Origin of the sequence: Paenibacillus sp. KS1 (assembly GCF_001680695.1) — a bacterium.
Lineage (GTDB): Bacteria > Bacillota > Bacilli > Paenibacillales > Paenibacillaceae > Paenibacillus_B > Paenibacillus_B suaedae.
Genome location: NZ_MAIS01000091.1, coordinates 1 through 24,832 on the forward strand (window position 1 = coordinate 1; position 24,832 = coordinate 24,832).

The 24,832-nt window shown below is 50.2% G+C and carries 21 protein-coding genes; 17 read left to right on the forward strand and 4 right to left on the reverse strand.

Features of this window, described 5'->3' with window-relative positions; genetic code table 11:
* Positions 1-299 precede the first annotated feature (299 nt).
* Positions 300-623: a hypothetical protein gene (locus BBG47_RS23065; protein WP_021256091.1), complete on the forward strand. Its 324-nt coding sequence runs from the start codon at positions 300-302 to the stop codon at positions 621-623.
* A gap of 232 nt (positions 624-855) precedes the next feature.
* Here BBG47_RS23065 and BBG47_RS23070 read toward each other — a convergent pair whose 3' ends face one another.
* From BBG47_RS23070 to BBG47_RS23080, 3 genes are all read right to left on the reverse strand, one after another.
* Positions 856-1,836 carry an electron transfer flavoprotein subunit alpha/FixB family protein gene (locus BBG47_RS23070; protein WP_065293670.1) on the reverse strand — a complete coding sequence of 327 codons (981 nt, stop codon included), beginning with the start codon at positions 1,834-1,836 and terminating at the stop codon, positions 856-858.
* 55 nt (positions 1,837-1,891) lie between these two features.
* Positions 1,892-2,650, reverse strand: coding sequence for an electron transfer flavoprotein subunit beta/FixA family protein (locus BBG47_RS23075; RefSeq protein WP_065293671.1), 759 nt, complete (start codon positions 2,648-2,650; stop codon positions 1,892-1,894).
* 268 nt (positions 2,651-2,918) lie between these two features.
* On the reverse strand, positions 2,919-3,503 hold the full coding sequence (locus BBG47_RS23080) for a fatty acid metabolism transcriptional regulator FadR (protein ID WP_065293672.1): 585 nt from the start codon (positions 3,501-3,503) through the stop codon (positions 2,919-2,921).
* Between the two features lie 209 nt (positions 3,504-3,712).
* On the opposite strand from BBG47_RS23080, the gene BBG47_RS23085 reads away from it, so the two are divergent.
* From BBG47_RS23085 to BBG47_RS30110, 15 genes are all read left to right on the forward strand, one after another.
* A complete protein-coding gene (locus BBG47_RS23085; RefSeq protein ID WP_175400620.1) occupies positions 3,713-5,887 on the forward strand; it encodes a heterodisulfide reductase-related iron-sulfur binding cluster in 2,175 nt (724 codons plus the stop codon).
* A gap of 425 nt (positions 5,888-6,312) precedes the next feature.
* Positions 6,313-8,709, forward strand: coding sequence for a 3-hydroxyacyl-CoA dehydrogenase/enoyl-CoA hydratase family protein (locus tag BBG47_RS23090; protein WP_065293674.1), 2,397 nt, complete (start codon positions 6,313-6,315; stop codon positions 8,707-8,709).
* A 34-nt stretch (positions 8,710-8,743) separates the two neighbouring features.
* The gene (locus BBG47_RS23095; RefSeq protein WP_065293675.1) at positions 8,744-9,925 is read left to right on the forward strand and encodes an acetyl-CoA C-acyltransferase; all 1,182 of its coding nucleotides are present in this window, start codon (positions 8,744-8,746) and stop codon (positions 9,923-9,925) included.
* Positions 9,926-10,028: 103 nt separating this feature from the next.
* Positions 10,029-11,813, forward strand: coding sequence for an acyl-CoA dehydrogenase family protein (locus BBG47_RS23100; protein ID WP_483310754.1), 1,785 nt, complete (start codon positions 10,029-10,031; stop codon positions 11,811-11,813).
* Between the two features lie 37 nt (positions 11,814-11,850).
* Positions 11,851-13,530, forward strand: a complete 1,680-nt coding sequence (locus tag BBG47_RS23105; protein WP_065293676.1) for a long-chain-fatty-acid--CoA ligase — start codon at positions 11,851-11,853, stop codon at positions 13,528-13,530.
* Between the two features lie 97 nt (positions 13,531-13,627).
* Complete coding sequence (locus tag BBG47_RS23110; protein ID WP_021252281.1) at positions 13,628-14,056, forward strand: PaaI family thioesterase; 429 nt, start codon at positions 13,628-13,630, stop codon at positions 14,054-14,056.
* 265 nt (positions 14,057-14,321) lie between these two features.
* A complete protein-coding gene (gene uvsE, locus BBG47_RS23115) occupies positions 14,322-15,323 on the forward strand; it encodes a UV DNA damage repair endonuclease UvsE (protein WP_021252280.1) in 1,002 nt (333 codons plus the stop codon).
* A gap of 151 nt (positions 15,324-15,474) precedes the next feature.
* The gene (gene fabI / locus BBG47_RS23120) at positions 15,475-16,245 is read left to right on the forward strand and encodes an enoyl-ACP reductase FabI (RefSeq protein ID WP_021252279.1); all 771 of its coding nucleotides are present in this window, start codon (positions 15,475-15,477) and stop codon (positions 16,243-16,245) included.
* Between the two features lie 146 nt (positions 16,246-16,391).
* Positions 16,392-17,216 (forward strand): sulfite exporter TauE/SafE family protein, encoded by an 825-nt coding sequence (locus tag BBG47_RS23125; protein WP_065293677.1) that lies wholly within the window; start codon positions 16,392-16,394, stop codon positions 17,214-17,216.
* A 101-nt stretch (positions 17,217-17,317) separates the two neighbouring features.
* Positions 17,318-18,175, forward strand: coding sequence for an inositol monophosphatase family protein (locus tag BBG47_RS23130; protein WP_065293678.1), 858 nt, complete (start codon positions 17,318-17,320; stop codon positions 18,173-18,175).
* A 34-nt stretch (positions 18,176-18,209) separates the two neighbouring features.
* On the forward strand, positions 18,210-18,491 hold the full coding sequence (locus BBG47_RS23135; RefSeq protein WP_065293679.1) for a hypothetical protein: 282 nt from the start codon (positions 18,210-18,212) through the stop codon (positions 18,489-18,491).
* 209 nt (positions 18,492-18,700) lie between these two features.
* A complete protein-coding gene (locus BBG47_RS23140; protein ID WP_065293680.1) occupies positions 18,701-18,958 on the forward strand; it encodes a hypothetical protein in 258 nt (85 codons plus the stop codon).
* 72 nt (positions 18,959-19,030) lie between these two features.
* Positions 19,031-19,558: an RNA polymerase sigma factor gene (locus BBG47_RS23145; protein WP_005543265.1), complete on the forward strand. Its 528-nt coding sequence runs from the start codon at positions 19,031-19,033 to the stop codon at positions 19,556-19,558.
* A complete protein-coding gene (locus BBG47_RS23150) occupies positions 19,558-22,122 on the forward strand; it encodes a DUF4179 domain-containing protein (RefSeq protein WP_065293681.1) in 2,565 nt (854 codons plus the stop codon). Before BBG47_RS23145 ends, BBG47_RS23150 begins: the two co-directional genes overlap by 1 nt.
* A 209-nt stretch (positions 22,123-22,331) precedes the next feature.
* Complete coding sequence (locus BBG47_RS30110) at positions 22,332-22,499, forward strand: hypothetical protein (protein ID WP_163974314.1); 168 nt, start codon at positions 22,332-22,334, stop codon at positions 22,497-22,499.
* 123 nt (positions 22,500-22,622) lie between these two features.
* Here BBG47_RS30110 and BBG47_RS23155 read toward each other — a convergent pair whose 3' ends face one another.
* Positions 22,623-23,999 (reverse strand): C39 family peptidase, encoded by a 1,377-nt coding sequence (locus tag BBG47_RS23155; protein ID WP_065293682.1) that lies wholly within the window; start codon positions 23,997-23,999, stop codon positions 22,623-22,625.
* Positions 24,000-24,184: 185 nt separating this feature from the next.
* Here BBG47_RS23155 and BBG47_RS23160 point away from each other — a divergent pair, with 185 nt between their 5' ends.
* Positions 24,185-24,796, forward strand: coding sequence for an RNA polymerase sigma factor (locus BBG47_RS23160; RefSeq protein ID WP_065293683.1), 612 nt, complete (start codon positions 24,185-24,187; stop codon positions 24,794-24,796).
* Positions 24,797-24,832 lie beyond the last annotated feature (36 nt).

Below are 24,832 nucleotides of genomic sequence, written 5' to 3' on the forward strand. Positions count from 1 at the left end.
ATGCTAGAATTGCTTTTTTGATATTCATTTCATTTCCTCCTATTTATGAATATATGAGATATATTTCCATGCTAACATTGGATAATTAAGATTCAACTTAATAGATTCTGAATATAATTTAAGGAAAAAATCAGAAATGAAGGTGTATAAATATAACAATATCAACTCGCTCATTTGTGACATCATTTCTACCGAGAGCGTGATTGCCTATCATGTTGACAGTCAGAAGGCGGTTGCCAGTCTCCACCTTGCCGTGATTCAATATAGGTACACTTTTTACAGGCAAAGGAGCGGATAACATGGGATTTCAGACTGAGTTTAATTCGGTATGCAAATTTAAGACGGAGCAGGAGCTGTATGAGCTGCTGGAATATGGACGGGGCAAAATGACGAAGCAGGGCTTTCGAGTGTTTCCGACAGGGCAGAAGGTGATTGCCTATACACCAGATAATGTGGCCGTAGCTATCGTAAAGATTGTTGCTTCGATCGCGGAAATCAATTTCCAAGGGGATGAAGTAACCGAGGTGGAGATGGAGTTAATACGCAAGCTGAATGAGGATGAATCACGTATTCAGACTGCATTAGCGCATGAAATGTTTTTCGGAGATCCAAATCGCAAATAATTGTTCAGTAGAAGCCCTACATGCCGAGAGGTATGGGGGCTTCTTTGTATTTGGCTGCGTCTTCGCATACAGTGATGGACGTTTGTAGACGGTTCCTATAGGCAGTTAATGTTGAAATAACTGAACAATCCTACGAAACTGGGAGCCCGGGGGGTGAATTGGGCATTTTGCAAAAAAAAGAGCACCCCGATCGTCTTAAGCAACCGGAATGCCCTGCCTTACCGTTTTTATGCTATGCTTGCAGCGCCTGTTTGAATTGCTCAGTCAGGAGCGGCACGATTTCGAACAGGTCGCCCACGATGCCGTAATCGGCAATCTGGAAGATTGGCGCTTCCGGATCTTTGTTGATCGCGATAATGACGCGCGATTGGCTCATTCCCGCCAGATGCTGAATGGCGCCGCTAATGCCGCAGGCGATATACAGCTCCGGCGTGACGACCTTGCCCGTCTGTCCGATTTGCAGGGCGTAGTCGCAATAACCCGCATCGCAGGCACCGCGGGAAGCGCCAACAGCACCGCCAAGTAGAGAGGCGAGCTCCTCAAGCGGTTTGAATCCCTCGGCGCTGCGGACGCCTCGTCCTCCAGATATAATGATTTTCGCTTCACTCAAATCCATTTTGCCAACCGTATTTTGCACGACCTCGCGAATAACAGCGGATAGCGGCGGTTCAGGGTAAGCAATAGCCGTTACAGGCACTGTTCGGCCAGCTTCTGCTGCCGGAGGCTGAATGTTGTTCGGGCGTATGGTTACGATCCATGGTGCAGCAAGGAACTTCTTCTTCTCCATGGCCTTGCCTGCATAGATCGGGCGCGTGAATAATACCTCGCCGCTGCTGTCCACTTCAATTGCGATGATATCGGAAATTTGGCCGCTATGCAGGGAAGCAGCCAACTGCGGTGCCAAGTCTTTGCCCCAAGCGGTATGGCCGAAAAATACGCCATCCGGGTTGGCTGCTTGCACAACGGCTTGCAGCGCGGCAAAATAAGCCTCCGGATGATAATGAATGAGTGCAGTATGCTCCACAGTATAAATATGATCGACGCCGTAGGCCGCCAAGTCGCTGGAATAGCGGGTTGCATCCGCACCGATGATCACAGCGGCTACAGTGCCTCCATTGCCTGCGGCTGTGCGGGCTGCCCCAATCGCTTCATAGGACACTTGGCGAAGACTTCCACCCTTCGCTTCGGCTACGACAAGAATCGTTCTGGACATATCAATACGCCTCCTTGGAATATGAACTTACCGGATTCGTTGCATTCGATGAGAACTATACGACCTTAGCTTCCGTCCGCAGCAGTCGGAACAACTCTTGGACTTGAGCGGCTGGTTCCCCGGCGAGCAGCTTGCCGGCTTGGCGCTGCGGAGGCAGGAATAGCTCCGCTTGAGCTGTACGTGCTTCAACTGATACACCGAAGTCGTCGAGCGTAAGCTCACGGAAAGGCTTCTTCTTCGCCTTCATAATGCCTTGCAGCGAAGGATAGCGCGGATCATTCAAACCTTGCTGGGCGGTGAATAGGGCTGGAAGAGGTACCTCTACTACTTCTGTGTCTCCTTCGGCATCCCGGGAGCAGACGGCACGGGCATCCGCGATTTCAAGCTTCGTAATCGACGATACATGCGGAATGCCAAGCAGCTTAGCAAGTCTAACGGCCACTTGGCCGGAACCGTTGTCGACCGAGAAGTTGCCGCCAAGAATAAGATCGTAAGATTCTGTTCCGACAAATGCGTGCAAGGCATGCGCAACGGCATGCTCATCGCTACCGATTCGCTCATCCTTGAGCAGCACGGCTTCGTCAGCGCCCATGGCAAGTGCTGTTCGCAGCGCCTCAGATGTACGCTCGGGTCCTGCGGAGACGACGATAACCTTGCCGCCTTGGTCGTCGCGAATGCGAATCGCTTGCTCAACTGCATACTCAGCATAAGGATTAAGGACGAATTTGACTCCGTCTTCTGCAATTTTGCCTCCTTCGGTGATGATCTTTTCCTCCGTATCGAATGTTTGCTTGACTAATACGATGATATTCATCGTTCATTGCCCCTTTCGCTTTATTTAGTTTCAAAATATCTAAAGCGGACTTACAGAACAAGTGGACTGCCATGCAGGAGATTGGGTAGGAGTACAGCTCTGAGAAGGGGTATTACAACGTCGGTATTCATTTCCTATATGGCGATAACGTGATAGTGAATCCAAGATGAGACATGATCATATATCCAAGATGGGTCTTGGTAGTACAAGAATAAATAAGAACCTGACCTTAAGAACAGGGTGTAATCGGGAAATTAGAAGGGGAGAGCTAAGGCTCGAGTCCCTTTAGGAAAAAAGTGATCGTGCCATCCAGCTGTCCGACCAGAGAATACTTCTGCCCGGAAATGAGCCATGACGTCACGACTTCATCCATAGAACCGAATATGAGTAGACGGGTAAGCTTGACGTCAATATCGTCACGGAATACCTTTTCTTCAATGCCCTGCAATAAGATTCGTTCAATCAGAACAATATAGGGTTTTATAATTTTTCCGATTTCCTTGCGAAGCTCAAGGGAGCTTTGTCTCAGCTCGATTTGCGTGACGAACGCCAAATCCGGATTGCTCTCAAACTCGGAAAAATGGATTTTGCATACATTACGCAATGCTTCCTTGGCCCCGGTCGTTTCTTCGAGGCTTGCATGAAACTTAGCGATAAGCTCCCCAAGCTTCTCTTGAAACAAGGAAATCAGGATATCCTCCTTTCGTTTGAAGTATAGATAGATCGTGCCGTCAGCAACTCCGGCTGCTTTTGCAATTTTGGAAACTTGCGAGCGGTGAAACCCGTGTTCTGCAAAGACTTTGACCGCTGCTTCGAGAATTTGGGAATATTTTTCTTTTTTCTGACTTGTCATGGAATCACCTCGGTGCTAGAATATGGAATACAAATGAATGAATGCTCATTCAGTTTCTGCTGCTATCATAAATTAGAACTGAGATCATTGTCAATCATTGGATATAGATCTGGGTTAAGGCAGTAGAAAGGCACATGGTGACAAGGGGATGAAAACGCTTCCTGTAGGTAATTCATTCATTTGCAATACTGAGAAAGGGGATGGTTCCGATGCCGGGAGCGATTGTGCAGCTTGTCCTATTTTTGGCCGTTACGGGACTCGGCGTTTATTGGTTTGCCAAAGCGGTCTATCACCGGTTCTTGTATGTCAAACTCGGACAGCCGGTAAATTGGAGCGGACGGGTGAAGCACAATTTGCATGCATTTGCCGCCCAAGTGTTCGGGCAGACGAAACTGCTGAAGGATAAGAAAAGCGGCCTGATGCATATTGTCATCTTCTATGGTTTCATCATTTTACAAGTTGGCGCACTGGATATTATTTATAAAGGATTGTCGGGCAAACCGCTGCCCATTCCCGGGTACGAGGCATTCGAGCTGCTGCAGGAAGCAACCGTGACGTTGATACTCATTGCCATGGGGTATGCTGCCTATCGCAGATACGGTGAGAAACTAGGAAGGCTGAAGCGGGGCTGGAAGCCATCGATTGTCGTCTTCTTTATTTACGCTTTGATGTTGTCTGTCTTATTGACGATGGGATTCCATCGGTTAGCTGAAGGAGAAGGGGCATCGGGATACGCGCCGATATCTTCCCTTATAGCAGGTATTTTTACCGGCTTATCCCATGGGGTGGCTGAGGCGCTCTATATCGCATTCTGGTGGGCGCACTTGTTGATTTTGCTTGCGTTTCTTGTCTATGTGCCGCAGAGCAAGCATTTCCATCTACTGTCGGCTCCCGTCAACCTGCTGCTTCGGCGCACAGAGCCTGTCGGGCGGTTGAGCAAGCTTGACTTGGAAGATGAGGAAGCCGAATCGTTCGGTGTGGGCAAAGTGGAGGATTTTACACAGAAGCAGCTAGTGGATCTGTACGCATGCGTCGAATGCGGGCGCTGTACGAATGTATGTCCGGCTGCGAGTACAGGGAAATGGCTGTCGCCCATGCACATGATCGTCAAGCTGCGCGATCACCTGACAGAGAAAGGAGCGGCCATTACGTCTCGTTCACCATGGACTCCTGCCTTTGCATTCAAATCAACGGGTACTCACAGCATGAATCCAGAGGGGGCCGAGCTTGGAAAGTGGCACGGACAGGGGATAACCGATATTGCTTCGACGATGCAGGCGCAGGCAGCCACTTGGCAAATTGCACAACACCCCCCAGAGCAACTTGAGCTTATCGGCGATGTGATGTCCGAGGCTGAAATATGGGCTTGTACGACTTGCCGCAACTGTGAGGATCAATGTCCGGTCGGCAATGAACATGTCGACAAAATCGTCGATATGCGCCGTTATCTGGTGCTGACGCAAGGGAGCATGCCGCATGATGGGCAGCGGGCGCTGCAGAACATTGAGCGTCAGAGCAATCCGTGGGGCATTAGCCGCAGTGATCGTGTGAAATGGGTGAAGGAAGTTGATCCTGAAGGTGTGCTTCATGTACCAACCGTGAAGGAGAATCCGGAGTTTGATATCCTGCTGTTCGTCGGCTCCATGGGCTCTTATGATAATCGCAGCCGGAAGGTAACGCGGGCGCTTGTGCGCCTGATGAATGAAGCCGGCGTGAACTTTGCCATACTCGGCAATGAAGAGAAGAATTCGGGCGATACTCCGCGGCGCATGGGCAATGAATTTTTGTTCCAGCAGCTATGCGAGGAGAACATCGTCACTTTCCAAAAATATAATGTACGCAAAATTGTTACGGCTTGTCCCCATACGTACAACACGTTAAAGAATGAGTATCCCGAGTTTGGGCTGGAAGCCGAAGTACTCCATCACAGCGAGCTGCTTGATGAACTGATTCGCGCGGGAAGTCTTGTTCCGCAGTATGAGGTTGAGGAACGAATTACGTACCACGACTCCTGTTATCTTGGACGCTATAATGGCGTTTATGAACAACCGCGCAATATCCTGCGCGCGATACGCGGCGTAACCCTGCTTGAAATAGAGCGAAGCCGTGAGAATGGCATGTGCTGCGGAGCTGGCGGCGGCATGATGTGGATGGAAGAGACTGCAGGCAAGCGTGTCAATCTGGCGCGCACTGAGCAAGCACTGGCCACAAAGCCGACCGTAATTTCATCGGCATGCCCGTACTGCCTCACAATGATGGAGGACGGCACGAAACTGCTTGAAGCCGAGGAATCCGTTCAGACGCGCGACATCGCTGAAATTTTGGAACTAGCTGTGTTCGGGGCGGTTAAATTGGATGACAAGCAGCCGATATCGGTTTCATAAGACAGCCTTCAGTATAACCACAAGAAATGATTGTATTTTTTGAACAATGGTCAATAACTTCATTCTCTCACCATCAATGAACTACTCCATATATCAATCTTCTATAGAATCTGCAACCACAACAACAAGCAAAGTTCAGATATGTACCCTCAAGAGCAGCTTAACATCAAGCAGCGATCTGAACCGCAGCGGAGCATCGCACATCTCAGAAGTACACATTTCAAGCAATACACACCTCACGAAGTACACACTTACAAGTCCTGAAGCAGGAACATCTTACGAAGTGCACCCAGCACTTCTGAAGCAGGGAACATCTCAGAGTATCGTCATCAGCCAACAATTTCATATCTATTAAAGTCTTGAAGTCGTTCTTGTTGTTCTCATCATGTGACACAGACCATTACAAATTGGGAGGGAACTCGCATATGGTTCAACCGATTCAATGCGCCGCCGTTATCGGCTCTGGCGTAATGGGTGCGGCTATTGCCGCCCACTTGGCGGGCGCGGGCATTCGCTGCTTGTTGCTCGACCTTGTACCGAACCAGCTTACAGAAGCTGAATCTAAGAAAGGACTCACACTGGAGCATCCAGCTGTACGCAATCGTTTAGCTGCGGATGCGATCGCGCGCCTGAAGAAGACGAAGCCAGCACCGCTTTATAGTGAAGAGTTCGCGGGCAGAATTACACCGGGCAATCTCGAAGATGATCTGTCGAAGCTTGCAGACGTGGATTGGATTATTGAGGTCGTCGTCGAGAGACTGGATGTGAAGCGCGACCTACTGAAGCGAATCGAAGGAGTATGGAAGCCGGGAACGATCGTAACATCGAATACGTCGGGCATATCCATCAACGACATGGTTGCTTCGTGCGGAGAGTCATTTAAAAAGCACTTTTTAGGCACTCATTTTTTCAATCCTCCACGTTATATGAAGCTGCTTGAAATTATTCCGGGAGAGACGACAGATCCGGAAATTGTGTCCTACATGCATGAGTTCTGTGAGCGTCGCCTCGGCAAAGGCGTCGTTGTAGCCAAGGACACGCCGAACTTTAGCGCCAACCGAATCGGTACATTCGGACTGCTTATTACATTGCGAAATATGATGGAGCTTGGGTACACGGTAGAGGAAGTAGATGCTGTCACTGGACCTGCGCTTGGTCGCCCGAAGAGCGCAACGTTCCGTACACTTGATCTGGTTGGACTTGACACGTTCGTGCATGTAGCAGCGAATGTGCATGACCAGACAGCAGCGACAGTAGAGAAAGATGTATTCAGCGCGCCGGATGTTCTTACCCGGATGGTTGACTTAGGCTGGATAGGTGAGAAACAGGGCCAGGGCTTCTATAAGAAGGTAAAGACCGACTCTGGGAAGGTCATACAGGCACTGCGCTTTGACACGATGGACTACGAGCCGGTACGCAAAATCTCTTCCGCCTCCTTGGAAGCGTCAAAGTCTGCCAAGGGCGCAGCGAATAAAATCAAGGCGCTGCTCGGTACAAAGGATCGTTATTCCGAACTGGCATGGAACACGCTGAAGCCGGTGCTGCTCTATTCGGCGCACAAGCTGGGCGAAATCGCCGATTCGATTGTCGATATCGACAATGCGATGAAATGGGGCTTCAATTGGGAACTCGGGCCGTTCGAAGTATGGGACGCGATCGGCTTGGTGTCGGCTGCCAAACGCATGGAGGCAGAGGGCGACGTGCTGCCAGATTGGGTACGCGCGTGGATTGCTGAAGGACATACTCACTTCTATGAGAAGCGGGAGGCACAACAATTTTACGTTCATGGCGGGGAGTGGACTGAGCTGGAGTCGGCAGCGGAGCATATTTCGCTCAAGCAGCTCAAGCAGCAGAACAAGGTCGTGCTATCTAACCCGGGTGCTAGCTTGATTGACATCGGGGACGGCGTAGCTTGTCTGGAATTCCATTCGCCGAACAATGCCATCGGTGCGGATATTTTGACCATGATTCAGAAAAGCGTGGAGGAAGTTCGCCGTAATTACCGCGGACTCGTTGTGGCAAATGAAGGGCGTCATTTCTGCGTGGGCGCCAATGTCATGCTGCTTCTAATGGAGGCTCAGGAAGAGGAATGGGATGAAATTGATCTTATCATCCGCCAGTTCCAGACTACGATGCTGACGCTGAAGAGACTGGAGAAGCCTGTTGTAGCTGCACCGCATCAAATGACGCTTGGTGGTGGGGTAGAAGCGTGCCTGCCGGCAGACAAAATTATTTTCTCTGCGGAAACGTACTTCGGATTGGTCGAAACGGGCGTTGGCTTGATTCCAGCGGGCGGCGGCTGTAAAGAGATGGCCTTGCGCTCAAGCCAAATCGTCGGCCAAACGAATCCAGACCTGCAATCGTACATCAACAGCTATTTCGAAACAATTGCTATGGCGAAGGTATCGACAAGTGGACATGACACGAAGCGGCTCGGCTATATGGGGCCTAACGACTCCGTCGTTATCAACCCGGATCGCCGTATACATGAGGCGAAGATGGCCGTGCTGGAAATGGATCGGGCCGGATATGCGCCGAGAGAAGAGGAGCGCATCCGCGTCGTTGGTGAACCTGGCAAATCCGTACTGCAGCTGGCAGCCTATACGATGCACCTCGGCGGCTATATTTCGGATCATGACCGACTGATTGCCAATAAGCTGGCGCATGTGCTTGCGGGCGGCAACGTACCGGCGAACAGCTTGGTGAGCGAGCAATACATGCTCGATCTGGAACGTGAAGCTTTCTTAAGCCTGTGCGGCGAACCGAAGACGCAGGCGCGCATGCAGCACATGCTCTCCAAGGGCAAGCCGCTGCGCAATTAATATCCTTCCAAATTAGGAATGAGGGGAGATCGCAATGAAAGAAGCTGTCATTGTATCTATAGCGCGTACGCCGGTTGGCCGGGCGAAGAAGGGGAGTCTCGCGCAGACGAGAGCTGAGGATCTGGGGAGAACGGTACTGGAGGAAGTTGTTAGACGCGCACCAGGCTTGAACAAATCGGATATTGAGGACGTTATACTCGGCTGCGCAATGCCGGAAGGCGAGCAAGGCTTGAACATGGCACGAATCTTGTCGCTGTATGCAGGTTATCCGCAGGAGGTGCCTGCGGTTACGGTTAACCGGTTTTGTGCTTCTGGCCTGCAATCGATCGCATTTGCTGCAGAACGGATTATGGCCGGCTCTGCGGACACGATTGTTGCCGGCGGGGTAGAGAGCATGAGCGCGGTGCCAATGACCGGTTTCAAGCTTGCACCGCATCCGAAGCTGATCTCAGAAATGCCGGAAGTATACATGGGCATGGGATACACTGCGGAAAATGTTGCGAAGCGATTCGGCATTAGCCGTGAGGATCAGGATCAATTCGCTGCTAACAGTCATCGCAAGGCTGCGGCAGCCATCGCCGAAGGCAAATTCCGTGACGAGATTGTACCTGTCTCAACGGTACAGAGAGGGGGCGACAGCAATGGACGGCCTTGGGAAAAAGAACTGACCTTCGATATGGATGAATGCGTTCGGCCGGACACGACAGAAGAAGTGCTTGCGAAGCTGAAGCCTTCGTTCTCCGTGGGCGGCAGCGTCACGGCAGGCAATAGCTCGCCGATGAATGACGGCGCGGCAGCCTGTGTACTGATGAGCGCCGATAGAGCGAAGGAGCTTGGATTGAAGCCGCTTGCGGCCTTCCGCAGCTTCGCGTTGGCTGGCGTCGCGCCTGACATTATGGGCGTCGGACCTGTAGAAGCGATTCCGAAGGCGCTGCGCAAGGCCGGTATTACGCAGGATCAGGTCGATCTGTTTGAGCTGAATGAAGCATTCGCCTCGCAATGCCTGCATATCATTCGCCACTTAGGGCTGGATGAGAGCAAGGTGAATGTGAATGGCGGCGCGATTGCGCTCGGCCATCCGCTTGGCTGTACGGGATCGAAGCTGACGGCAACACTCTTGCATGAGCTTCGCCGACGTGGTGGCGGCTATGGTGTCGTATCCATGTGCATCGGTGGTGGAATGGGAGCTGCCGGAGTGTTCGAAGTGTTTGCTTAAACGCTGTGCGTAGACTTATTGCCTTGCATTGTTGTTCAGATTGATCAAATGATTCAAAGCCATTTATCCATTCTTAATCCACTTCGAAAGGAAGAAGATTACCATGACCATGTTGGAACTGAAAATCAAAGGCGGAAGCTTTGTCATTGATGACATCACTCCCGATGCGATTGTTACTCCGGAGGACTTCACCGAAGAACAGCGCATGATGGTGGATACAACACGTGATTTCGTAGAAGGAGAAGTGCTGCCGCACGACGAAGAATTGGAAAAATTGAATTACGATTTGACGGTTAAGCTGATGCGCAAGGCCGGGGAAATCGGGCTGCTTGGCGCAGATATTCCAGAGGAATACGGCGGTCTTGAGCTCGACAAGGTCAGCTCTACGCTGATCGGCGAAACGCTGACCAAAGCATCTGGCTTTGCGCTCTCGGTTGGCGCGCATGTGGGCATCGGAACACTGCCGATCGTGTTCTTCGGCTCACCGGAGCAGAAGGCCAAGTACTTGCCTGACCTGGCGACAGGCGCTAAAATCGCTGCTTATTGCCTGACGGAGCCGTCATCCGGATCAGACGCGCTTAGTGCGAAGTCGACAGCGAAGCTGTCTGAGGATGGCAGTCATTACGTGCTGAATGGCTCAAAAATTTTTATTACAAATGCAGGCTTCGCGGATATTTTTATCGTATATGCGAAGGTAGACGGCAAGGACTTCACGGCATTCATTGTTGAGAAGGGAATGGAAGGCTTCACGGTTGGGCCGGAAGAGAAGAAGATGGGCATCAAGAGTTCTTCCACTTGTCCGCTCTTCTTCGAGGACGTCAAGGTTCCAGTGGAGAATGTGCTTGGAGAGGTAGGCCGCGGACATGTCATTGCGTTCAATATTTTGAACATCGGCCGCTTCAAGCTGGGCGCGGGATGTCTCGGAGCAGCGAAGGAAGCGATCGAGCTGAGCGTGAAATATGCTGGCGAACGCAAACAGTTCGGCAAGGCGCTTACAGAATTTTCTCTGATCGGCAATAAGCTGGCGGATATGAACATCCGTACTTATGTAACGGAGTCGATGGTGTATCGGACTTCTGGCTTGGTGGACAATGTGCTGAAGGACATCGATTACAAGCAGCCGGATTCGGGGCAGTTAATGGCCAAGGCAATTGCTGAATATGCGCTTGAATGCTCCATTAATAAAGTGTTCGCTTCAGAGGTGCTTGATTTCGTAGCCGATGAAGGCGTACAAATTCACGGCGGCTACGGCTTTACGCAGGAGTATAAAATCGAGCGCATCTACCGCGACTCCCGCATTAACCGCATTTTCGAAGGAACGAATGAAATCAATAGATTGCTTATCCCAGGAACGCTGCTTAAGAGGGCCGCCAAGGGGGAATTGCCGCTCCTGCAGAAGGCGAAGGCACTCCAAGCCGATCTGATGTCTATCGTATCCATGCCGGAATCAGGTGGAGCGATGGAGCAGGAGGAACATCTCGTCCAGATGGCCAAGAAGATATTCCTTATGCTTGGTGGATTGGCGGCTCAGAAATACGGTACATCGCTTGAGCAGCATCAGGAAATCTTGAGCAACCTTGCTGATTTAATGATTGCTGTATATGCAATGGAAAGCACGCAGCTGCGCACTAGCAAGCTGATGGCGAAGTCCGGCGAAGCGAAAGCAAAACTTGCGATGCAGATGACAACCGTATACATGCATGAGGCATTCGCTGATATTGAACGAACAGCTAAGGAAACGCTGGCGGCAATGGAGTCAGGCGATGTCTTGCGCACGCAGCTGTCCATTCTGAAGAAGCTGGCGAAGAGCACGCCGATTGACGGCGTTGGCATCAAGCGTGAGATAGCGGAACGCGTGATTCAAGCGGAAAAATACGTGGTCTCGTAATACGCGGGAGCTCCCCGCGAGGAAGGGATGGTTAGGCATGCCATTGGAGAAGCCATGGCTCCGTCATTACCCGCAGGAAATTGACCCGACGTATGATTACCCGCGACAAAATGTCGCCCAATTCCTCATTGATGCAGCGCAAGAATATCCGACACGGCCTGCGCTCGAATTCATGGGGAAGCAGCTGAGCTATGAGCGGCTGCTTGAAGAATGCTGCCGATTCGCAAACGCGCTTGTGCGGCTTGGGATCGGCAGGCAAGAACGAGTGGCAAATATGCTGCCCAACTGTCCACAGACCGTTATTGCGTATTACGGTACGTTAATGGCTGGTTGCATAGCTGTACTGACGAATCCGCTTTATAAGGAGCGGGAACTGGCAATCCAGCTAGCCGATTCCGGTGCGGCTGCGATCATAACTCTTGATGTATTATATCCGCGTGTGCGTGCCGCTCAGGCACGCACAACGCTTCGGCACGCGATCATAACCTCAATTAAGGATTACTTGCCCTTTCCGAAAAACGTGCTGTTTGCCTTTAAGATGAAGAAAAATGTTCAGGCGGCAGGGATCACTTATGATGATCAGGTTCATGCCTTCGCTCCGCTGCTCAAAAGCGTTCCGCCAAAATTTATGTGCGCCGAGATCGATGGAGAACATGATCTGGCATTGCTGCAGTATACGGGAGGGACGACAAGCACCCCTAAAGGGGTGATGCTGACTCATCAGAACTTGGTTGCCAATACGATGCAATCAGCTTCATGGTTCTATAAGGTGAAGCGCGGAGAAGAAATCTTCTTGGGAGCGCTTCCATTTTTCCATGTGTTTGGAATGACCATTTTGATGAATCTGTGTACGTTATGCCGGGGGATGAACGTGCTTGTGCCGAAATTCGAACCCTCTGAGATGCTGCGCATTATTCATAAGCTGCGCCCGACCGTGTTCCCAGGGGCACCGACGATGTACATTTCGCTCATTAATCATCCTGACACGGATCGTTATGACCTATCTTCCATCCACACGTGCATTAGCGGTGCTGCTTCGCTGCCGCTTGAGGTGCAGGAGAAGTTCGAGGCGATAACAGGCTGCGTGCTTATCGAAGGGTACGGCTTGACGGAAGCATCGCCGATTACGCATGCGAACCTGCTCTGGGGCAAGCGCAAAAACGGCTCTATTGGCATTCCATTCCCCGATACGGAGGCGAAGATTGTTGATTCCTACACGGGAGAAGAGTTGCCACAGGGCGAGGTAGGGGAACTAGTTGTCCGCGGGCCACAAGTAATGAAGGGGTATTGGAACAAGCCGGAGGAGACCGTAACGGCGCTTCGGGATGGCTGGCTGTATACAGGGGATCTGGGCAGGCAGGATGAGGATGGCTTTTTCTCCATCATAGATCGAAAAAAAGATTTGATCATTGCCGGCGGGTTCAATATTTATCCGCGGGAAGTGGAGGAAGTGCTGTACGAGCATCCTTGCGTGAAAGAAGCCGTCGTAGTCGGTGTGCCCGACTCCTACCGAGGAGAGACGGTCAAGGCATATATTGTGACTCGCACAGGTACCCAAGTGACCCAAGAGGAGTTAAATGTCTGGTGCCGCGAGCGGATGGCCTCCTTCAAGGTACCGCGCCAATACGAATTTCGCAGTGAGCTGCCGAAGACGATTGCAGGCAAGGTGCTGCGCCGCATGCTTCTGGAAGAGGAAGAATTACTGGTGAAAAAGTAAAAAAGCAAAAAAAGCGAATAAGCAATTAAGCGAAAAGCAGTAGAACCACTAGCAGGCATAAGGTTGAATACGAAAGCGATCGGAGGCGGAGATTTTTATGGCAGAACAGGCCGCATCCCCAGTAGCTATTGCCAGTGAGCGACTTGATCAATTGTATGCGCAAGCGAAGGGAACCTTCTGGGATTACCTTGGCTGCGAGACGATAACGGCAGAGCCGGGGCATGTCGTTCTGAAACTTGATGCTGAACCCCATCATTTGAACGTCATTGGCATCGTTCATGGAGGGGTACTGTCCTCCCTATTGGATAACGCTATGGGATTGGCTACGATGCTGGCTCGTCCTGATGAACATACCGTTACGTCCAACTTGAACGTCAACTTCGTTGCGCCGCTGCATACCGGAGAAATTCGAGTTACGGCGGAAATCGTGCATGAAACGCGCCGTTCAATTACGTGCACAGGACGAGTAACGGATGCAGATGGCAAGCTCGGTTCCCTTGCGCTGGCGACATTCCGGGTGATATAACCATGTAATAGGTAACGGTAACTTCATAAAGCAAGCCCCTGTACCAATCGGTCAGGGGTTTTTGCATTGTTAGGCAGGTTAGGAGTGTTGGCGCAAATTTAGTGATGAGGAGAGACGGCACTCGGTACATCCGCAACTACGAATATCTCTTAGCCTAGTTCGATTAAGCGCAGGATAGTAAGGTTATGCTAGAAGGAGAGAATGCCTATCAGGCAGGGTAGAAGTAGGGCCTATACGGCGATAGAAGTGGAGAGGGGTCCGAAGTATGCTGGTTCGATTCGGATACGTGGCGATGTCCGTCACGGTGGCGAATGCTTCGCCGTCGCGCACGATGACATTCACATCATTTTGTAAACTGGAAGATCGTGCTGCGGCGTTGCGCAAGGCGGAACGCATAGCGGAAGAAAATTTGCATAATACATTGCGGCTCTTGAAGCACAATCGTGCGCATGACATTCAACTGTACCGCTTCTCTTCGAAGCTAATCCCGTTGGCTACACATCCCGAACTAAGCGACTGGGATCCATTCCCGGCCTTGCAGGAGGCATTTCAGGCAATTGGACAATATGTTAATGAGCATCATATGCGCGTGTCATTCCATCCCGATCACTTTACCGTCCTGAGTACGCCGCGCGAAGATGTGCTCATCAAGTCTGTAAAGGATCTGGAGCATCATGTTCGGATGTTCAAGGCCATGGGAGTGGATGCTCGTGCGAAGAACAACATTCATGTCGGCGGGGCATATGGAAATAAGAAGATCGCGGGAGAGCGATTCATAGAGAACTTCAAGACATTGTCTGAAGAGGTACAGAAGCGCATGACACTGGAGAACGACGACAAAACCTTCAATGCGGTAGAGACACTTCATATAAGCGAGCAGCTTGGTGTTCCGATGGTACTGGATATTCACCATCAGTGGGTGAATCATGAAGAGGAATCGTTGGATGAGCTGTGGCCGCGCATATTGAAGACATGGCAGACGCCATTTGGGCAGGCGGACGCAGCGCCGGACGATCCCCTCCCACCTAAAATCCATGTATCCAGTCCGAAGAGCGCTTCCGATATACGTGGCCATGCCGATTATGTGGAAGTGAAGCCCCTACTCGCCTTCCTCAGGGCGATTGCTCCCTATACGGAGCGCATCGATGTCATGCTGGAAGCGAAGCAGAAGGACGGGGCATTATTTCAATTGATGCGGGATCTTGTCCCTTATACGGCGGAAGGGGTTACGATTCTCGACCAAGCGAGCGTGCGAATTGATCCGTAGCTCTTAGCGATGAGATCCACTTGCTACTTGAAAATCAAGCAAAAATAGGATACGTTGAAAAAAGAGCTTTTCCGCAACAGCCAAAAGGGACATGCATAGTTCATGAAACCAAATTTGATGATGCGAAATGGCGAGAGGAGGAAATTTAGCAATGTCTCAATTATTAGCAGGTAAAAATATCGTGGTTATGGGTGTCGCGAACGATCGCAGCATCGCATGGGCCATCGCGCAATCACTCGCCGCACAAGGCGCAAGATTGGCATTTACATACGAGAGCGAACGTGTAGAAGCGCGTGTACGCAAGTTGGCAGAGACGATTCCAAACGCCATCATTCTTCCGTGCAACGTTACAGTAGATGAAGAGATCGATCAATTGGCAGATAGACTTCGTGAAGAATTCGGTACACTGCATGGTCTTGTGCACAGTATCGCATTTGCGAAAACAGAAGAATTGACAGGACTGTATGCAGATACGTCCCGTGCAGGCTTTGCGCTTGCGCAAGACATCAGCGCATACTCTCTCGTAGCTGTAGCACAGCGCTTGCATCCGCTCATGACAGAAGGCGGAAGCATTATGACGATGACATACCTCGGCGCAGAACGCGCGATGAAGAACTACAATGTCATGGGTGTAGCGAAGGCTGCGCTTGAGGCTTCTGTTCGCTACTTGGCGGCAGATCTGGGACAGTTCAACATTCGCGTCAATGCGATCTCCGCAGGTCCGATCCGTACGCTTGCTGCGAAGGGCATCAGCGACTTCAACTCGATCTTGAAGCAGGTTGAAGAGAAGGCTCCACTGCGCCGCACGACAGACACGGCGGAAGTTGGCGATACTGCAATGTTCCTCATGAGCCACTTCTCACGCGGCATTACAGGTGAAGTGATCTACGTGGACAGCGGCTTCCACATTGTCGGCGTGTAACACTCGACTTCCATATCCGCCTTGCCTGGCAGCCGCCTGAATTGGTAGCTGCCTGCGGGCGGATTTTTATTTATCCGGGTGGCGGGCAATCTCATACCACTCAGTAATAGGGGCTTACTATGTGAGGAGAAAGTAGGAGCATCCAAATGGCAGCAACCATTATATTTCTTGTTCTTATTGGCCTAATTGCAGCAACGTTCGGCAGTCTTGTCGGACTGGGCGGCGGTATTATCATCGTACCGGGGCTGATTTTTTTCGGGCCGCATTTGCTAGGAGAAGCGATATCCTCCCAGACAGCGGTGGGAACTTCATTAGCGGTGCTTATTTTTACAGCGCTTTCCTCCACACTTGCCTATATGAAGGTGAAGCGGGTGGATTGGCGAAGCGGTGCGATTTATTTTATAACGAGCGGGCCTGCTTCTATGCTGGGTGCGGCGTTAACGGAGTATTTCAAGGACAATGTATTTAACTTGGTGTTCGGGTTCTTCATGCTCGGGATGGCAATTCTGATGATCGTGAAGGAACGGCTGAAGCCGGTGAATATCACATGGCGAGGCACACGTACGTATGTAGATCTCTCTGGTCAAGCGACCGAATATGGATACAGCGTTGTGCCGATGCTGTTTATTGGATTTGCAGTCGGCTTCATCTCAGGGCTGTTCGGGATCGGGGGAGGCTCGTTGTTCGTTCCGCTTATGGTGCTGTTATTTCGTTATCCGCCGCATGTCGCTTCAGCCACATCCATGTTTGTCATTTTTCTATCCTCCATTCTCGGAACTACGGTTCATGCCTGGAATGGATCGGTCGATTGGATGCTGGTAGCGGTACTGGCTCCAAGCGCTTGGATCGGCGGAAGATTAGGGGCTGCAATTGCGAATCGAATGTCTGGCAAAGGGCTGTTGCTTGTCCTCCGAATTACCCTGTTCGTACTGGCAATTCGCATGATTGTGAGTGGATTTGCAGGCTCATGAACATTTTACATAGGCTAGGATATTCGAACGAAACTTATAACTGATTACTACGTATATTGGAAGAAAAGGAAGCAATTTTTAATAGAAAGTAGCGTGAAGCCTTGAATACTTCAGATAAAACTCCACACGTGGTCACCAGTAAAAGTTATACAGCGGTAGCGGTCAACTGTGCGGCTAAGACAGGTGAATGGATCAAGAGTAAATTAGGGCAGTACATATCGCTCAATATAAAATCATCTATGCACGATCTCGTTACCGAAATTGACAAAGGAGCCGAGCAGATGATTCGTCGTCTGCTGTTGACTCATTTTCCGCAGCATGCCGTTCTCGGTGAAGAATCGGTAGATCCTGGCAAGGATGCAGCCAAGCGGGCGTTGGAGAACGCACTGCAGGAGGAATATGTATGGATCATCGATCCGCTTGATGGTACCACGAACTATGTTCACGGGTTCCCATTCTACTCCGTTTCTATTGCTTTGGCGCATAAGGGAGAAGTCATTGTTGGGATTGTGTACGATCCGATGAGAGACGAACTATTCGTCGCAGAGAAGGGCAAGGGGGCCTATGTGCACGGAAGCCGAATGCAGGTGGCGCCTGAGCAGCAGCTTGGAGCCAGCTTGATTGGAAGCGGATTCCCCACGGAGCGCGAGCGTGCGCTGCCTGCGAATCTGGCGGGAATTACTGCACTTGCGCCGCAGGTTCGCAACATCCGTACCGCAGGCTCAGCTGCTCTCCATATGGCCTATGTGGCGGCAGGCCGCTTGACAGGGTTCTGGGAACTCAACCTGAATGCTTGGGATTTGGCGGCAGGAAGCTTGCTGATCACGGAATCTGGTGGCAAGGTGACAGATACGTATGGCAAGCCCTATCATTTGGGCGTGCGTGATGTCGTTGCTTCGAACGGACATATCCACGGCTCCTTCATTGAAGCGCTAAGAGATGCGAAAGCTCAAGGGTAGAGAATAGCATTCAAGCTCATACTAGTGGAAGCATATGTTTGAGGGAGGTGTTCCTGTGGTTGAACGGGACAAGGATTCACAAGAACGACTGGAAGCGGAGCTGCATGAGCGTCTGACGGCTGGGGAGATGGAGTCCGAAGAGCCAAGTGAGGCTGTGCGACGGCGGATAGCGCCGCGGACCGAAATCCGTATTCAGACGACGCTGGATCCAATCGTGGAAGAGACGAATCGGTATCGCTCTATCGCTGAGGAAGTAGACGACCGTTATGACCAATATATGAAGCGCGCTAAGCGCGATGGAGAGTCCCGGACATAGTCCGGGATTTTTTTGTGTACCAAAACCATTGCCCGAAGTGAGTCATCTTACTATCGAAATTCATTTTGATGGAGGTTGTTGTTGAAATGACTTGCTTTTCGCAAGTGTATTTATTATCTATTTTTTTCATTTCTGTATAAAAAAACTATTTTAATGGGTTGTGCATCTTATTATCGAAATTGACTTCAAATGAAGGAGGAACGATAATCATGAGATCAAATAAAAAACTGCTTGCAGCAATAACTGCATTCAGCATGCTCTTCGCTCCGCTCAGTACAGCGTGGACAGCGGAGACAGCTTTAGCTAAAGAAAGCACGAATAAGGGCATCAGAAATAATGGGCAAGTGGAAATAGCGATAGCTGATCTGGACGCTGCTTTGTTGCAAAAGACCCAGATGGCAATGAAGCAACTTGCAGGCAAGGAAGTCGAATTGGAAGCAGTCTCGGAATCCGAAGGAACGACGTAATATCATATTTTCCGTTTCCAAAACTATTTAGGGCCTCCATGCATCATAGTGGTGACCGAAGGGGGAGGAACTATGGATCAGAAGATGCTGATTGTCCGCGCGCAGCAGGGCGATACACACAGCTTTGCACTAGCGGTACAGCAAATTCAAGACCGATCGTACCGAATCGCATATAGTTATCTACACGATGAGGCCGCCAGTATGGACGCAGTATGCGATGCTGTGGAGAAGGCCCTTATTCATATACAGAAATTGAAAGACCCCGAAAAATTCAACACTTGGTTCACTCGGATTGTCATCAATCAGTGCAAAACCTATTTGCGTAAAAATAAATCGATAGTCTACATAGAGGACGAAGAGGTTATGGGAGTCGCAAAGCGTCCGCCGACGGACGAGATGCTGGATTTTCAGGCTCTTATGGAGCAGCAGCCGCCAATGACGCGGATGCTCATCCAATTGAAGTATGTACAAGGATACACGCTAGAAGAAATTGCAGAGATGACGGATATGCCGCTGGGCACGGTTAAAACGAAAATATATAACACAATTAAATTGTTTAAAAAGCAAATGATGCCAGAAATGAAGGAGGCTAGATGCTGATGGAATTTAGGGATGAGGAGATCGAAGCAATGTTCGCAAAATTGCCCGAAGTGCCTATTCCACCTAATCTGTCTCAACGGATTGCGGAGCGGATCGAAAATATGGATCGCCGCCGCCATCGGACGAAGATTGTACAGCGCAGCATAGGAACGGTTGCGGCCGGCGTTTTGCTGTTCTCTGGCTCGATCATGTTTGTGCCTTCCTTTGCCGCGTATGCGAAGCAAATCCCCGGACTGGAGGCCGCAGTCAAGTGGCTGGAGGGGGCGGGCAGCTTTATGGGTATCCGCAATGCCAAGGAGCATGGTTACATTCCGGTGCAGACCTATCGTACGAAGTGGGGAGAGCGGGAGGTTAGCGTCGACAATTTGTATTTGGAAGATGATCGTCTGTTCGTTACGGTTACAATCAAGGGCGAGGATATTGCCGAGGCGCAGCGTTCCCGCCGATTGTATGACGATTTCGAGGATTATACGGCTACGCTCCCTGAATTTGATGAACACCGATTCTCAGATGGAAGTAATCATACGACTTCTTATCTTATTGAATCCGTGGATGAGGCGCGTAAACAGGCTAAGGCAAAAGTGGATGGTATTGTTACTTGGACACATGACATTCCTTTGCTTCCAGAATACGTCGAGCAGTTGAAACGAGAAGATAAGGATCGGAAAATAACGATCCGGCTTACAAAAATTAAACGCAATGACGAATACAAAAACATTTATTCCGAATCCGAGGATATTCAGGTTCCGCTCGGTATCAATAATATAAAGCCAACTCGCGTGGTCAATCTGGAGCGGACGGCAGAGCAGGCAGACTCGATTGTGCAGCAGTTTGCTCTTAAGGGTATTACGATCTCTCCTACCCGTATGCTGCTTGAGGCTCGAACTCGAATTCAAGATGAAGGAAAGGCAGATCTGCATCCGGGTGACGATTGGAATGAGATTGTCCGAGAGAATCTTATTCTGAAAGATGAAACTGGTAAAGTGTATCCGATTCGACAATCTTCAGGATTCAATGATTTGGTGAATGGGGTCAGCCGCAACCAGTGGGAGTTTGTCCCGTCTGTCTATTTCGAGAACAAGCCGAAGCGCATGACTCTGGAATTGAAGAGATTGTATGTGACTCAAGCCCGGCCCAATCATACGTTCCGTCTTCGCACGGATGATAGATATCCAAAGAAGATCCAATACCAGGGCAAGGATATAACGATATTAGGCACGGAGTATGATAATAAGGGAATCCTCCATCTCAAGGTTCAGCCAGATCAAGCGGGAAACAACCCATTTCAGAGCGCATTATTGACGTATGAGCCCTATTACTTGAAGCTCCAGGGATCAGGATCGAACGAGACTTGGAAGCAATATGACTTGAAGCTGGATACACCAGAGACGAGAGCTATCCCAATGACTGGCAAGCAATTAAACGAAAAATATGAAAGAAATATTACGTTCAATTGGGTATTGGGAACGATTTTTGAGGATAAAGATAAGTGGGGGCAGGAGAATACCAAGCAAGATGTTTATGATATTGCGATTATGGCTCCGAAATTGGACGAATATGAGATATCGATACGAAGATACAATGAGCCGGTAGAGGTCAATCAGAAGATTGAGTTTACGATCCCGCCGCTCGCAGAAGAACACAATCAGGTAGGCAGCTTGACGGAGCCGAAGCATGGCAAGACGGTGAACGACCTCGATTCTCCCTTGTTAGAGCGCATCAAGCAGGCAGTACGAGAAGTTGCTGGTCGTGACATTGATCTGTATGGAGTCGAGGAATACCGTGGATCAACTTATCATGATGTTACCGTCTATAGTAAGGATAACAAGGGCTATGCCGCTCTTGATGTGAAGCGGGGAACTTTCGATGTGAACATCTCTATGAACTACGCTGATCTGCCAGATAAGATGAAGCGGATTGTTGAAGCACAAACAGGACTGGACGAAAAACAGTTAGCTGCTCGTATTCAGGATATTACTCGGGCAAAGACAAGGGTTGATCGGGATGTGCATACCTGGATGAAAGGAAAAGATATCGCCATCGAGATGGAGGGAGAACGAGTCCTCAGCATGTCTTATGACATTCCGGTGGATCAAGTAAGTGCTAAGGCGCTTGAGTCGGCGAAGAAAGCTTCCCTCATCGTGAGAGGGAAAGTAACTCCGATGGCGTATGCGAGCCGTACTTATCACTATGACAGCCTTACTGGCATTGCGAAGGATGATTACCATTTAGAGGCTCAGAAGCATGACTTGTCTATGCAGGTAGGCTATCACTCTGGACGCATACTGTCAGTTTCAGATTCTGATATTTTGGAAACGGGGACAGATGCAACCGAGGCCCTCTTCGACCAATTCTCGAATAAGCAGGTACTCGACGCAGCGGCGCCAGACGTGAAAAAGCTGTTCGGGATTAATTTAAACGGGTATTCAGTTGAGCGATATAACGGTCAAAACTGGTATATATTTAAAAAGGAAGGCAGCTTGACGATTGAAGGGCAAATGAATCGTTATTTGAAGTTCTATTATATGGATATTGTTGGTATGAACGATATAAATTTAAATTAGACAAGAGAAAAAAAGGTTAGAAAAGCTGACCCGCGAAGCAGAATTCGCTTTGTGGGTCAGCTTTCTGTGTTCATAGGGGTAGTCAGGCATGTAGAAAAAGAAATCCTAATTGTAGAGCTCCCTGCGTACATATCAAAAAGGTGGTGTTTAGGTACAGCCGACATGAGCTATTACGGGCCAGGTTTCTTAGTTGGAGCGGGGGGATGCGGTTGATTGGCTTTCTGATATGGGTGTTAAGCTGGGTGTGCCTGTTCTGGATATGGGGCGAGGCATCAGCGCGCAAGGGGAAGCAGATTGGTTGTTTATGGGCGCTTGTTGTCTTCCTGCTTGGTCCGGTAGGGATAATTCTCTACCTCATCTTGCGCAACTATGATTAGGGAGAGTTTATCTTTTATCTAAGAATCATTGGGGCAAAGTTTGAATACGGCCAGAAAAAAAGGAACTGACTCTCTGCATAACTGGATGCAGTGAGGACAGTTCCTTTTGTTTTGCCGGTGCGCCTATGTTGCTTGTGCAGTTGGCGCTGTCTTCGTATAGGTGATAGCTTGGCTGCCCATTTGCTCCCATCCACGCTTGAAGGCGGCGCGCGTGATACGATCGCGGCGACCAAGCGGATCATGCACGTATACATATTGCTCGTCATAGCCGATCACGAGCAAGGAGTGCTCATAGTAGGTCACTTGGATTGGCCCATCAGCAGTATTCCACGTTACCCAAGCGTTAGCGGGAACAGAATCGTACAGTGTCGTATGGATTACCCATACTGGCGTTCCTTGTCCAACCGTCCATAACAGATGATCCAGGGAGGTGCCGGTCATATCAATGATTCGTCCCGGCAAATACTTCTCCGCAACCGCTGCTATCGGCTCATGATACACCCCGAGACCAGGATTGGCGAACGTGTACATATCACCGACGAATCCGCGATGCGGATTGCCGAAATAAATGCCGCCATTCTTCTTCTCATAAGGCGTTGTATCTTTACGGATATTCTTCGCAAGCTCCATCTTGTCTACCTTCTGACCTGCGGATTGCAAGAGCATAGCAAGCGCAGTCACTTCACAGCCGCGCGGCAGCTCAGGGAGCTGCAAAATAAGCGGTGCTCCATTCAAGCGGATCGATTTCGGCGCAGGCTTCTTCGGATCCCACATCACATGCTGACCGCGGTAGGTGACTCTGCGTCCGGGAACCTGCTTCGCGTAATTGACAGCATCCTCCCAGCTATGGAACAACGCTGCATAGCTGGTTCCCATCTTGACTGCATACGAACCGAAGGCATCGTAGGCTAGATAGGAGGACAATTCCTCTCTCCACTCGTTCCACTTCTCTTGTTTAGGCGCTTTCTGTGTCGTGGTCAGCGCGATAACGCCGTCGCTGCTGTAAATATGCCGACCAAACGCTTTACTAGCCGGTCGAAGCGGGACGTAGGTAACTCCGTCCTTCTGGACAGGTAATGTGTTGACAGAGACTGCGGATTTGCTGCCGGATGGGGTCGCGATACTAACCTTGCCTGCCTCGAGCGAATACGTAATCTTTGCGTCGTCTCTTGATAACGTAAGGGTGCGGCCACTCTTATCGACAGCCAGCTCTGCGTCAAGCTTGTCCGCCAAGAAGCGGGCAGGTACAAGTGTCTCTCCCTTCTCTTGATAAGGAGCAGCCTTCGGCTCGGACTCTGCAAGCGGCACCAGATAGCGGCCTACCCTTGCAGTGTTGCTGTACAGCAACAGAACAATGTCATCCGAAGGCGGCCCGAAGGAGAAGGATAGGGAACCTTCCTTGAGCTTAGAGAGAATAAAATTTTGAAAGGGAAATGCACATAAAGCTAGCAATATAAGAAACAGCAGCCATCGATTCAGCTGCCTGACGATTCGCGGCAAAGTTTATACCCTCCTCAGACATACTCCCTTCTTATATCGGCAATGTACCGAGGTTTCATTAGGTACTAAATTTTTTACCCCATTTATCCAATAAATGAACCTTTTATAGAAGATAGTTGTTAATCTAGTAGTGCATGTTCAAGGGGAGCAGCAACTAGCGATGTGTAGGAAAGGTGGAGAACCTGTTGACGGACAGGGAATTTTTCGAACGATACAACAGAGATGTATACAGGACCTGCTACTATATGCTGCGCAATGCCTCGGATGCGGAAGACGTCTGCCAGGAGGTGTTTATGAAGGCGCTCACGTCGGGATGGGAGCAGGTGGAGTTTCTCAAGACGTGGCTCATGCGAATTACGGTCAATCATTGCCTGAATCACTTGCGCAGGAGTAAGTCGAGATGGATGAAGGAGAAGATGCTGCTCTTGTTCCAACGGGAGCAGGTGGAGCCTTCAGTCCTAACTGTAGTCGAACAAAAGGAATCGGAGGACGAGTGGAAGCGGCGCCTCGCGAAGCTGCCTGACAAAATCCGCATCGTCATCACCCTGAAGTATACGAATGATCTGCCGCTTGCCGACATCGCGGAGATTCTGGATATTCCGGTGGGGACCGTGAAATCCCGGTTGAACCGGGGATTGAAGATGATGAGAGTCATATTGGACGAGCTGGACGATGATTTGAAGCTGCCGGATGAGCAATCAGTCAAGCGGAACAGCAGCTTGGGAAGAAAGGAAGGTGAGGAACTTGGAGAAAAAAACAAACGAAGTAACGAATCTTTCTCAGCAGCTGGGCGATGATGGCAGCCATTCCTACCCGGACTTCGAGGCGATGTG